This window comes from Acidocella sp., assembly GCF_013044125.1.
Taxonomy (GTDB): domain Bacteria; phylum Pseudomonadota; class Alphaproteobacteria; order Acetobacterales; family Acetobacteraceae; genus Acidocella.
Genome location: NZ_JABEVC010000045.1, coordinates 1 through 11,892, shown reverse-complemented (window position 1 = coordinate 11,892; position 11,892 = coordinate 1). Strand labels below are relative to the sequence as shown.

At 67.4% G+C, this 11,892-nt stretch carries 11 protein-coding genes, 1 tRNA gene and 1 pseudogene; 2 read left to right on the top strand and 11 right to left on the bottom strand.

The window, feature by feature from the left end; all coding sequences use genetic code 11:
- The 11 genes from HKL97_RS02525 to HKL97_RS02475 form a co-directional block, all read right to left on the bottom strand.
- On the bottom strand, positions 1 to 350 hold a 350-nt coding region (locus tag HKL97_RS02525), incomplete at its 3' end, for a hypothetical protein (RefSeq protein WP_291422538.1).
- A gap of 17 nt (positions 351 to 367) precedes the next feature.
- Positions 368 to 1,924: a bifunctional phosphoribosylaminoimidazolecarboxamide formyltransferase/IMP cyclohydrolase gene (gene purH / locus HKL97_RS02520; RefSeq protein WP_291422537.1), complete on the bottom strand. Its 1,557-nt coding sequence runs from the start codon at positions 1,922 to 1,924 to the stop codon at positions 368 to 370.
- Positions 1,925 to 1,933: 9 nt separating this feature from the next.
- The gene (locus HKL97_RS02515) at positions 1,934 to 2,383 is read right to left on the bottom strand and encodes a CreA family protein (protein WP_291422536.1); all 450 of its coding nucleotides are present in this window, start codon (positions 2,381 to 2,383) and stop codon (positions 1,934 to 1,936) included.
- Positions 2,380 to 3,528: a glycosyltransferase family 4 protein gene (locus HKL97_RS02510; RefSeq protein WP_291422535.1), complete on the bottom strand. Its 1,149-nt coding sequence runs from the start codon at positions 3,526 to 3,528 to the stop codon at positions 2,380 to 2,382. Before HKL97_RS02510 ends, HKL97_RS02515 begins: the two co-directional genes overlap by 4 nt.
- Positions 3,525 to 4,544: a UDP-glucose 4-epimerase GalE gene (gene galE, locus HKL97_RS02505; protein WP_291422534.1), complete on the bottom strand. Its 1,020-nt coding sequence runs from the start codon at positions 4,542 to 4,544 to the stop codon at positions 3,525 to 3,527. Before galE ends, HKL97_RS02510 begins: the two co-directional genes overlap by 4 nt.
- Positions 4,545 to 4,548: 4 nt before the next feature.
- A complete protein-coding gene (locus HKL97_RS02500; protein WP_291422533.1) occupies positions 4,549 to 6,141 on the bottom strand; it encodes a heparinase II/III family protein in 1,593 nt (530 codons plus the stop codon).
- Positions 6,138 to 6,842 carry a ribulose-phosphate 3-epimerase gene (gene rpe, locus HKL97_RS02495; RefSeq protein WP_291422532.1) on the bottom strand — a complete coding sequence of 235 codons (705 nt, stop codon included), beginning with the start codon at positions 6,840 to 6,842 and terminating at the stop codon, positions 6,138 to 6,140. The genes HKL97_RS02500 and rpe overlap by 4 nt, the downstream gene beginning before the upstream one ends.
- 98 nt (positions 6,843 to 6,940) lie before the next feature.
- Positions 6,941 to 7,705 carry a hypothetical protein gene (locus HKL97_RS02490; protein ID WP_291422531.1) on the bottom strand — a complete coding sequence of 255 codons (765 nt, stop codon included), beginning with the start codon at positions 7,703 to 7,705 and terminating at the stop codon, positions 6,941 to 6,943.
- 201 nt (positions 7,706 to 7,906) lie between these two features.
- Complete coding sequence (locus tag HKL97_RS02485) at positions 7,907 to 9,115, bottom strand: MFS transporter (RefSeq protein WP_291422530.1); 1,209 nt, start codon at positions 9,113 to 9,115, stop codon at positions 7,907 to 7,909.
- 8 nt (positions 9,116 to 9,123) lie between these two features.
- Positions 9,124 to 10,446 (bottom strand): RsmB/NOP family class I SAM-dependent RNA methyltransferase, encoded by a 1,323-nt coding sequence (locus tag HKL97_RS02480; protein ID WP_291422529.1) that lies wholly within the window; start codon positions 10,444 to 10,446, stop codon positions 9,124 to 9,126.
- Between the two features lie 130 nt (positions 10,447 to 10,576).
- Positions 10,577 to 10,652 (bottom strand) — tRNA-Ala (locus HKL97_RS02475).
- Positions 10,653 to 10,787: 135 nt separating this feature from the next.
- Between HKL97_RS02475 and HKL97_RS02470 the strand changes: the two genes are divergently transcribed.
- Both HKL97_RS02470 and HKL97_RS02465 read left to right on the top strand, forming a co-directional pair.
- The gene (locus HKL97_RS02470) at positions 10,788 to 11,096 is read left to right on the top strand and encodes a YggT family protein (protein WP_291422528.1); all 309 of its coding nucleotides are present in this window, start codon (positions 10,788 to 10,790) and stop codon (positions 11,094 to 11,096) included.
- Between the two features lie 28 nt (positions 11,097 to 11,124).
- Positions 11,125 to 11,892: pseudogene (locus HKL97_RS02465) on the top strand (RND transporter); the annotation flags it as partial.

Genomic DNA, 11,892 nt, shown 5'->3' with positions numbered 1-11,892 from the left:
GGTTGAACCGGGCGCGGGGCGGGCTGCACCGGGCGCGGCGGCGGCAGGATGGGCTCCTCATGAACCACCGGCGCCTTTTTGATACGGCTGAAGGCTGGCATTTCGTCATAGGGGGAGAAGTCTGGCGGCGCCGGCGGTAGCCCGCCCGCGGCGCGCAGGTTCATTGTGCGCATATCCTCGTGCAGCGAGTCGATCTGCTCCTCCAGCGCTTCCAGCCGCGCCTTCAGGCCGAACACGCTGAAGGGCATGAGCAGGAAGGCCAGAGCCCAGAGCAGCGCGGGCAGAGCCAGCAGCAAAAAGAGCCAAGCCGGCATCCAGCCCGGCAGGGTGAAGGGAAGGTTGAGCAGCATGGTGTGATTATACCCCGTTAATGCCGGAAATGCCGCATATTTGTGAACACCATGGCGATGCCGGCGGCATCGGCGGCTGCGATCACCTCAGCGTCGCGGATGGAGCCGCCGGGCTGGATGACCGCCTTGGCGCCCGCGGAGATCGCGGCTTCCAGCCCGTCAGCGAAGGGGAAGAAGGCATCGGAGGCGACCACGCAGCCGGTGAAATCCAGCCCCGCCGCCGCGCCGCGCCAGGCGGCGATGCGCGCGGAGTCCACGCGGTTCATCTGCCCGGCGCCGACGCCCAGCGTGGCCCGGTTCTTGGCGTAGACGATGGCGTTGGATTTGACATGCTTGCAGACGCGGAAGGCGAAGATCAGATCCTCGATCTCGGCCGGGGTGGGCGCGCGCTTGGTGACGATTTTGAGCTCATGCGGCGTGATGCGCCCGGCATCGCGGCTTTGCAGCAGGAAGCCGCCAGCCAGAGATTTGAAGGTGGTGCCGGCTTCGGCCGGGTCCGGCAGGCCGCCGGTGAGCAGCAGGCGCAGGTTTTTCTTCGCGGCCAGAATGTCGATGGCGCCCTGGGTGGCTTCGGGGGCGATGATGACCTCGGTGAAAATGCTGGAGATTTTGGTGGCGGTGGCTTCGTCCAGCGGGCGGTTGAGGGCGACGATGCCGCCGAAGGCGGAGACCGGGTCGCAGGCGAGCGCCGCATCCCAGGCATCGGCGACGCAGGCGGCGGTGGCGATGCCGCAGGGGTTGGCGTGTTTGACGATCACCACCGTTGGTTCGGCGAATTCGGCGACGCATTCATAGGCGGCGTCGGTATCGTTGAAATTATTGTAGGAGAGTTCCTTGCCCTGCACCTGGGTAGCGGTGGCGACGCCGAAGCGGGCCGGGGCGGCGGTATAGAAGGCGGCGGACTGGTGCGGGTTCTCGCCATAACGCAGGGTTTGCTTGAGCTGCCCGGCGATGGTGAAGGTGGCGGGGTATTCCACCCCGTTCTGGGCCGCGAACCAGGTGGAGATCGCGGCGTCATAAGCAGCGGTGCGGCCATAGGCAGCGGCGGCCAGGGCGCGGCGGGTGGCCAGCCGGGTGCCGCCGTGTTCGTTCAGCTCGGCGATGATTGTGGCAAAATGCTCAGGTGCGGTGAGTACGGCGACCGAGGTGTGGTTTTTGGCTGCCGAGCGGATCATTGCCGGGCCGCCGATGTCAATGTTCTCGATGCAATCCTCAAACGCCGCGCCGCGCGCCACTGTGGCTTCGAAGGGGTAGAGATTGACGGCCACGAGGTCGATGGGGGCGATGTTGTGTGATTCCATCTGGGCCAGATGCTCCGGCAGGTCGCGCCGGCCGAGGATGCCGCCGTGGACCTGGGGGACCAGGGTTTTCACCCGGCCATCGAGGATTTCGGGGAAGCCGGTATGGTCTGAGACCTCGCGCACCGGCACGCCGGCATCGCGCAGGGCCTTGGCCGAGCCGCCGGTGGAGAGAATTTCCACGCCGTGGGCTTCCAGCGCGCGGGCGAATTCCACCAGCCCGGTTTTGTCGGAAACGGAGATGAGGGCGCGGCGGATACGGACGATGTCAGACATTTAACTTCCTTAGTTGGAGGCGGGAACGGCGGAGAGCGCGTTGGCCGGGGAGCCGTGGATGATTTTGGTGCTGATGAGGACGTAGACCAGGGTGTTGTCCTGGGTGTCCACCATGCGGGTGATGATGAAATGCTTGAACAGGAAGGAGGCGGAGATGGCGCCCATTTCCTCTTTTTGCGGCAGATCGGCGGGGATGTGCACGGGGCCGTGCGCGACGCAGCTGAGGGCGAATTCGCTGGGGTCGGTGGCGACGCCGAACCCCCCGGCCACGCCGCCGGTCTGGGCGAAGGAGGCATAGCAGGAGACATTGGCAACCTTCGGGTCGTCAAAGCGCTCCACCACCACTTTGTCGTTGGGGCCGAGCAGGCGGAAATTGGTGCTCACGCTGCCGATGGTCTGCTCGGCATGCGCAGCGGTGCCGGCGAGGCACAGCAGCAGGGCGGCGAAAAGGCGTTTCATGGCGGAGCTCCTGATATGAGCGCCTCATACACCAAAAGCGTTTGCGTACAGATGCGCGGCTCGGAAAATTTCGCCGCCGCCCGTGAGCGCGCGGCGGCGCCCATGCTGGCGCGCAAGGCGGGCGAGGCGATGAGTTTTGCCAGCGCGGCGGCCAGGGCCGGGGCGTCGCCGGGGGGGACGAGAATGCCGGTTTGCCCATCCACCACCGCTTCGCGCAGGCCGGGGATGCCGCTGGCGACCAAAGGCCTGCCCGCCGCCATGGCTTCCAGCGCGGATTTGGGCAGGCCCTCGCGGTAGGTGGAGGGCTGGCAGGCGATGTGCGCGCCGCCCAGCAGGGCCGCGATGTCAGATCGCGGGCCGAGCCAGGTGAGGATGCCCTCGTTCGCCCAGGCCTGGAGCTGGGGGGCGGTGAGAGAGTCCGGGTTGCCGGGGTCCGGTGCGCCAACCAGGATGAATTCGGCCTGGCCGCGCAAGAGGCGGGCGGCCTCGCAGAATGTGGCGATGCCCTTGGCGTGGATCATGCGGGCGATGAGGATGACGCGGATGGCCCCGGGCGGCTCTGGGGCGGGGGCGAATTCATCCAGGTTCACCCCGGCGCCGGGGATGAGCACGGCGGCGCCGGGGCGGAGCATGCGCGCGGCGGTGAGCGCCTGGAGGTCGTCCGGGTTCTCGAAGATGACTGTCGCGCCCTTGGGCGAGAGGGTGAGGCGCAGGGCGAGGGTGACGAAGGGGCGGAGGATTTGCGCCAGGGGTTTGGGGGAGGAGAAGACAAAGCCCAGCCCCGTGGGGGCGTTGACGATGGCGCGCACCCCGGCGAGCCTGGCCGCCAGCCCGCCGATGACGATGGGTTTCAGCGCGATGTGATGCGCCACATCGGGCTTTAACTGGCGGTAGAGCCGGGCGAGCTGCAGGGCGAGGCGGAGTTCGGCCAAGGGGTTCAACCGGCGGCGGGAGAAATCAACCGGGATGACCTCGATGCCGGCGGCGCGGATGCGCGCGGTGGCCTCGCTTTCGCCCGCGATGAGGATGACGCGCCAGCCCATGGCCTGCGCGGCCAGCCCGCGGGCCAAAAAATGCGAGGCGAAGAACCAGTCTTCCGTGAGCAGGAAGACCAGTGTTTTGCGCGCTGGCGCGGGGTTGCTCAAATATCGTTGATCCCGGCGCGCCTGGCCTGCCACGCCCAGGAATCGCGGCACATGTCGTTCACGTCCAGCGCCGCCTGCCAGCCGAACACGCGCGCAGCCATCTCCGGGTTGGCGTAGTAGCTCGCGACATCGCCGGGGCGGCGCGGTGCGATGTTGAGGGGGATTTCGCGGCCCGTGGCGCGCTCGAAGGCACGCACGAGCTCGAGCACCGAAATGCCGGTGCCGGTGCCGAGGTTGACGGTGAGCGCGACATCGTGCGCGCAGATATGCTCCAGCGCCAGGGCGTGGGCGCGGGCGAGGTCAACCACGTGGATGTAGTCGCGCACGCCGGTGCCGTCGGGCGTGTCATAATCATTGCCGAAGACGTTGAGATGCGGGCGCTCGCCGGTGGCCACCTGGGTCACATAAGGCATCAGGTTGTTGGGCACGCCGCGCGGGGTTTCGCCGATCATCGCCGAGGGGTGCGCGCCGACGGGGTTGAAATAGCGCAGATTGGCGGCGGCCTGGAGCTTGCCGGTGCGGGCGAGGTCGCTGATGAGATCTTCCATGACAAGTTTCGTGCGGCCGTAGATGTTTTGCACGCGGGTGGGTGCGTCCTCCGGTATGGGCGAGGAGTCCGACTGGCCGTAGACCGTGGCGGAGGATGAGAACACGATCCGGCGCACGTTCTGCGCCTGCATCGCCTGCAAAAGCCGGATCGTGCCGATGATGTTCATATCGTAATACAGCAGCGGGTCGGCCTCGGATTCACCCACCGCCTTCAGCGCCGCGAAATGAATGACCGCCTCCACCGGATGCGCCGCCAGGGCCGCGCGCACCGCCCCGGTGTCGCGGATGTCAGCCTCGATGACGGGGATGTTCGCACATCCGGTCAGGCGTTCCAGCCGCGCGGGGACATCGCGCTGCGCATTGGCGAAATTATCGAGGATGACGACCTCGTGCCCGCGCTCGATGAGCGCCACGACGGTGTGCGAGCCGATGTATCCGGCGCCGCCGGTCAGGAGTACGCGGGTCATCGGCTTAAACTTTCGTAATGGACCATTTGACGTGCTGCGGCCCGTCCTGATGCCCGGTAAGCACCACCTGTTCGGCGCGCCGGGGCTCGGCCTGGCCGAAATAGACGCTTTCCTCGACGCTGATCGGCGCGCCCTCCGCCCGCAGCCGGAAGCCAAGCCCGCCCGGCGTGCGCAGCAGCACGGCCTCGTTATCCTGCTGGACCATCGCGGTGACATTGGGGTGCAGGTGGAAGCGGATGGTGAAGGGCTGCGGCTGTTCGGCCTCGATCAGGTCTTCGCCCAGCAGTTCCTCGCCATTGTCGGCCAGGCCGATGCGGCGGTGGTGGATGGCGCCGAAAAGCTTGGCCCAGCCGTTATGGCTGGCCTCGATCCATTGCCCGCCGGCGATGTCCTGGCGTTCGGCATGCACCTCGGCGGGTTTGCGGCCGAGGCCCTGCTCAAGCACTTCCGCCGAGGACACATCGGCGATGGTCAGGGTGGAATGCGCCGCCGTGCTGCGCAGGGCCGTGCCCCAGCCGCCGGCGTTGGCCGGGGCCGCGCCGCAATTGGTGATCAGCCGTTCCTTGCCCCAGGAGAATTCAAACCCCAGCGTGCCGGCATGGGCGAAACGGTCCAACCCGGCGGGAGCGGGCAAGCCGGCGTCCATCAGGAGCAGGGTTTTGGCGGCGCTCATGCGGTACAGCCCGCTGGATTTGAGCGGCGAGACGAGGCCGCGCGCCCGCCCGGCCTGGGCCAGCACCAGGTCTATCAGGCTGGGCAGTTCTTCCTTGCCGCCGTTGAACAGCGTCAGCCCGCCATCGCCATGGCGCAGGGCGCGCAGGGCGGCGGCGGCTTTCTCGATCGCGCTCAGCAGTTCGACCGGCGGCTCGGCGCCGTGGGCCTGCAGCAGCGCGCGGATTTCGGTAAGGTCCTGCACCGCGGCCAGATGCGCCGCCGGGCTGCGCTCAATATGGCAACCGTCGGGGAAAAACTGGCGTTCAAGCTCAGGCGGGAGGAATCTGAGCACGCGCGGCAGGTTGCCGACATGTTCGGGCATGGCGACGGAGGCGGCGGCGAGACCTTTGAGCGCGGTGAGGGCGCGGCCGTCGCGGACTTCGACAGGCAGAATGGCGGAGAGGCTGCGTGCGTCCATCACCAGCCGGCTCATCAGGCGCTGGCGGAAGTCGTCATCGGCGGAGGCCGCGAAAAAATCGTAATGGCCAAGCCAGGCGGCGAGGCGCGCGCCGGTGACATCGGGGGTCAGCCCGAGGGGGTCCAGCGTCTCGGTATCCATGAACGCCGAGACAAGGGTGCGTGCACGGGTGCGCGCGGCGTCGGTGCCAAGGGCGCGCAGGTCGCGCAGCCAGGTGAAGCCGTGCAGATGCGCGCGCAGAACCGCCGTGGCGCTGATGGGCTGGAACACGCCCGCCGGCATGGGCAGTACCGCGCCGGCAAACTCCAGCTCCGCCTTGACCAGCCGGGCGCCGCGCCCGGGGTCGCCCGGCCAGGGGTCGCGCAGGCTCAGGGCGGGGGCGTCGGGTGCGTTATGGCTGCGCAGGTTTTGCAGCCGCGCCAGGAGCGCGCGCGCGTTGCGGCTGAATTGACCGGGCTGATTCATCCGCCGCTGGCCGCGAGTTCCGCCTGCGGGCGGGGCCGCGCGGCGCGCAGGGCGCTGATCGCCTGGGCATAATCGGGCGCGCCGAACACCGCGGTTCCGGCGATCAGGCAATCGGCGCCCGCTTGCAGCACCTTGGGCGCGGTGGCGGGGGTGATGCCGCCGTCGATCTGCAGGATAATGTCGCGGCCGGTCTCGCCGATCATCGCGCGCAAGGTGGCGATTTTGCTCAACTGCGAGGCGATGAACGCCTGGCCGCCGAAGCCGGGGTTCACGGTCATCACCATGATGACATCCAGCAGGTCCATGACATGGGCCACAGCGCTGACCGGGGTGGCCGGGTTGAGCACCACGCCGACTTTTTTGCCCAGGGAGCGGATGAGTTGGAGCGTGCGGTGCAGATGCGGGCCGGATTCCGGGTGGACGCTGATGATGTCCGCGCCCGCCTCGGCGAAGGCGGCGATATAGGGATCGGCGGGGGCGATCATCAGATGCACGTCCAGCGGCATGGCGGTGTGCTTGCGCAGGGCTTTTACCACCAGCGGGCCAAAGGTGATGTTGGGCACGAAATGACCGTCCATGATGTCCAGGTGCAGCCAGTCCGCACCGGCGGCTTCAACGGCCCTGGTTTCCTCGCCCAGACGGGCGAAATCGGCGGCGAGCAGGCTGGGGGCGATGAGGAGTCGAGTCGGGGTGGTGTTCATGGCTTAGGCTTGTACCCAAGCCTGGGCATGCTTAACAAGCGCCTGACGCGCCGTGTGCGGGGGATCGGCGCGGGGCCATCGTCTCAGGGGCCATCGTCTCAGGGGCCGAGAAGCCCTTTCAGCGTTCCCCCCATATTGCCGGGCAGCGTGCCGCTGGCCGCCGCCTTTGCCTGCTGGGTCAGCGCCGCGGCGCCTGTTCTTGCCGCCTGGCTGGTGATGGCGCTGATGATCTGGCTGGCGATCTGCGCCGGGGTGGCGCCGCCGCCGGCCCGGCCGATGTTGGTGAGATGAATCGGGGGCAGCGGCACGGTGATCTTTTTGCCGTGCAATACCGTGGTGGCGATGAGGTTGATCTTCCCCCCGGTCACATACAGATCGTTGATGATTTCCTTGCGCGCGGGCGCACCGCCCTGCGGTGGCGCGGCGGCCGCCCGCCCGGCGTAGTTTTTCACGTTGTTCTGGATGATCAGCAGATTGCTGGCGGTGCTGACCCCGGTGAGGCTGACGCCCCCGGTGACCTCGTAATTTATCTGCGGCTGGGCGATGTTGATGGTTTTGAGCACGATCGGCCCGTTGCCGGGCAGGGAGCCGGTGTCCAGCTGAACCGAGATGGCGCCCACGCCTAGGGCCCGGGGCGAGGCAAACCCGGAAGGGTTGCCGATGCTGAGGCCGGAGATGGTGCCCGACCCTGATGTGAGCGAGAGTTTGACGCTATCGGCGGTCACGGCGGTCTGGGTCGCGGCGGAGCCGTATTTTTCAATCGCGGCTTTGACGAGCGAATCCAGATTGGAGACCAGATACCAGAGCGCGCCAGCCGCAATGGCGAGCAGCACGGCCAAGCCGAGACCAATTTTTTTCCACATTGCGGTGTAGCTCCTGAACCAATGATAATTGGCACACCCCGCGGAAGGCTCTCATTCAGCCTCTTGGACTGATAAATAGCAAATCAGGTCAGGTTTTGGAATTTTTTTTCTGATCTGGCGCCGCCGCCGATCACCCCCCGAGCCGCGCGGCGGCGCCGGCCCACAGCGCGCGCCAGCGGGGCGTCAGGGCCGGGTTTTGGTCTAACGCAACATGCCGAGGCTGGGTATCCGCAGGCGTATCCCGATTAACCCCAGCAGCGCCAGGAGCGTGAAGAGCGCGCCGGCAAGAAAGGTCGCCTGCGGGCCGAGCCACTGCCAGAGCGCGCCGGCCATTACGCTCGCGGCCAGCAGGGCCAGCCCGGAGGCAAGGTTGAACACGCCGTAGGCCGTGCCGCGCAGCTCCGGCGCCGCGGTGTCGGCGACCAGCGTATCAAGCAGGCCCTCGGTGAAACCCAGGTGCAACCCCCATAAAACGATGCCGAGTCCCACGCCGCCGAGACCGCTGGAGAACGCCAGGACAAGATCCGCCGCGATGAGCATGGCAAAGCCGAAGATCAGCACGGAGATGCGATTGACGCGGTCGGAGAGAATACCCACCGGCAGCGCCGCCAGCGCGGAGACGATGTTCATCACAAACAGCACCAGGGGGATCAGCACCAGGGGCAGGCCCTCGGCCTTCGCGCGCAGGATGAGAAACGCGGTGCTGAACTGCGCCAGGGTGAACACCGTGGCGGCGCTGACCACCAGCCAGTAGTTTTGCTGGAGGCGGGCAAGCTCGGAGCGGTTGAGGGGGAATCTGGGTTTGCGCAATGGGGCCGTGCGCGGCGGCTCGCGCACCACGAACATGATGAGGCCGAAGGAGAGAAACGCCGGGATCACCGCCACCCAGAAAACCGCCCTGAAATGGTTGGACATCAGCCACATGAAGAGGATTGCCAGCAACGGCCCGGCGAAGGAGCCTGTCAGGTCAAGCGACTTGCGCAGCCCGAACGCCGCGCCGCGGATATGCGCGGGCGCCAGATCGGCCAGGAGCGCATCACGCGGGGCGCCGCGAATGCCCTTGCCGATGCGGTCTATGAAGCGGGCGGCCACCACCCAGCCTAACGAGGAGGCAAGGGGAAATAACGGCTTGGTCAGGGCCGCGAGGCCATAGCCGGTTGCCACGATCAGCTTGCGCTTGCCCAGCCAGTCCGAGAGCGCGCCGGAGAATATTTTGACGATGGAGGCGGTGGCCTCGGCGATGCCCTCGATGGTGCCGAGCATCTCCATCGAGGCGCCCATGACGGTGACGAGGTACACGGGCAGCAGCGCGTGGATCATTTCCGAGGAGATGTCCATGAGCAGGGAGACAAAGCCGAGCGCCCAAATGCTGGAGGGGATGGATGCTTTCGCGGGCGCGGCGTCTTTCATGTGGGGTTTTATCCGCCCCCGCCTGAGAACTCCGGCCCCAGCTCTCCCAGCATGCAGGGCGGGGAGCTGCATTCCACGATGTCATCGTCCTGCGGGCCGCTGCTGGTGGCATGGACCAGCCGGGCGATGAAAAACCCGTCCAGCCCGCCGTATTGCGGCCACATGCCCGGATGCGTGCGCACATCGCCCCGCGGTGTGAGGGCCTCGGGCAGTTCGGGCAGGCTTAAGGGGGCGCGGCGCAGGCCGAGGCGGGCGCAGGCGGCGTCGATTCGCGCTTCGCCCTCCTCGGGTTGCAGTGAGCATACGGCATAGATGAGCCGCCCGCCGGGGGCGAGCATTTGGGCTGCCGCGTCCAGCAATGTGTCCTGCGCCTGGGTGAGGGATTGGATGTCGCGCGGCTTGCGCAGGTGCAACAGGTCCGGGTGGCGGCGGATGGTGCCGGTGGCGCTGCATGGGGCGTCGAGCAGGATGGCGCTGAATTTTTGCGCCGGGCGCCAGGTGGCGGCGTCGGCCAGTATGCATTCAACATCAAGGCCGAGGCGGGCGAGGTTGCCTTTGAGCGTGCCCATGCGGGCAGGGTCGCGCTCCACGGCGGTGACCAGCGCGCCGGCAGCGGCCAGTTGCGCGGTTTTGCCGCCGGGGGCGGCGCAGAGGTCGAGCACGCGCTCGCCCGGCCGGGGGGCGAGCAGTTTGGCGGGCAGGGTGGCGGCGGCGTCCTGCACCCAGATGTCGCCGGTGGAAAAGCCGGGCAGCTCCACCACGCTGGTGCCGGCGGGGAAGCGCACCGAGCCGGTGGGCAGCGGCGTGCCGCCTGCCAGCGTGAAGCCCGGTTTGGTGGAAATATCCAGCGGCGCCTCGGCCGCGTGCGCGGTGGCGATGGCCCGCGCGTTTTTGCCCCAGCTGGCCCAGGCCCAGGCGGGTGTGTCCAGGCGGGGCATGTCCAGCCCTTCCAGGGCCGCTGGTCCGGCGGCCACCACCTTGCGCAGCACCGCGTTCACCAGCCCGGCGAAGGGCACCAGTTTTTTGGTCCGCGCCAGGTCAACCGCCGTGCCGACCGCCGCGTGCGCCGGGGCGCCGAGCAGCAGGAAAGCGGCGGCGCCGAGCAGCAGGATATGGCGCACAGGAACCGGCGGCTGGCGGAGCAGGAAGGGCTCCAGCACCGCGTCCAGCGTGCCGGAATGGCGCAGCACGCAGGCGGCCAAGCGGTGGGCGGCGGCGCGGTCGCGCGAGTCCAGCGGAGGCAGCGCGTCCAGCGCCGCGTCCAGCGAGGTGTTTTTGGTCAGCACCGCCTGCAACAGGGTGAAGGCGGAGTCTCTGGTGGGATCGCTCATTAAGCTCGTGCCTCCCGATGATGGAGCGCGGCGGCGCGTAGTCTGAATCGGGTGGCGAGGGAAACTTTTGCCTCCCGATGATGGAGCGCGGCGGCGCGTAGTCTGAATCGGGTGGCGAGGATAGGGTTCATGGTGGAGCTGAGGGGAATCGAACCCCTGACCTCGTCATTGCGAACGACGCGCTCTACCAACTGAGCTACAGCCCCGTGACCATAAATGTGAACCGGGTCCATCCGGGGGCGGCATCGCGCATTCGGGCGCGCAAGTCAACTGCCTATCATCATTGCCAGCACTGCCGCGCGCCGTTACTCATGAGCGCATATAAACATTGGGGACTAAAAATGTTGTTCGCGATCTTCTGGCTGGCTGGCGAGCTGATCCATCTGATGATTTTGGCCGTCATCGCGGCGGCGGTCATGAGCATGCTGCTGTCTTTTGGCGTGGTGAATCACCGCAGCCAGTTCGTGAACACCGTGGCGGATTTCCTCGACCGCGTGACCACGCCGGTGCTCAACCCCATCCGCCGCTATGTGCCTGCTTTCGGCAATGTCGATATTTCGCCGCTGATCGCCATTTTGCTGCTGCAGGCGCTGCAATTCGTGCTGTCGGACATCTATGGCCGCCTGGTCATGGCCGGGCTGGGGTTCTAGACGGCGGCCGATTCGAAAGGAGCAGGCAGTGCGCCCGATTGTCGTGATTGTAAGCGCCGCGCGGCGGCGGGCCTGGTTTACCATCATGGCTTGCGTGCTGCTGGCCGTGGCTGGCCTGGCCTATGCCGCGCAGCATCTGCGCATTGATACCGACACCGACAACCTGTTCGCCCGTTCGCTGCCCTGGCGGCAGGCGGCGATCCGCGAGAGCCGGAATTTCCCGCAGTTTGACAGGCTGATCGTCGCCGTGGTGCGCGCGGCCACGCCCGAGGAGGCGCAGGAAACCGCCGCCGCGCTGAATGCCGCGCTGGCCGCTGACAAGAAGGATTTCATCGACTCCAGTTATCCGGCGGGGGATGAGTTCTACAGCCGCGAGGGGCTGCTGCTGCTGCCGCCGGACCAACTGGCGAAGCTGCTCACCAGCATTGTCGCGGCGCAGCCCTTCCTTGGCCAGCTGGCGGCCGACCCCTCGGCGCGCGGGTTGCTGAACGGGCTGGCGCTGATCGCCCAGGGGGTGCAGGCCGGGGCGGATCTGACCCCCTATGATGGTGCGCTCAAGAGCGTGCAGAGCAATTTGCAGGCGGCGGCAGCGGGAAGGCCGGTGCCGCTCTCGTGGCAGTCGCTCATCGGCGGCAATATCGGCGGCGGGGGTGGCGAATTCGTGCTGGCGCATCCGGTGCTCAACCAGGGCACGCTCCAGCCCGGCGGGGTGGCCACGGCGGCGCTGATGCGCATAGCCGCGACTCTGCCCGATGTGCGCGCGGGCCGCGCCACGGTGGACTATACCGGGCAGATC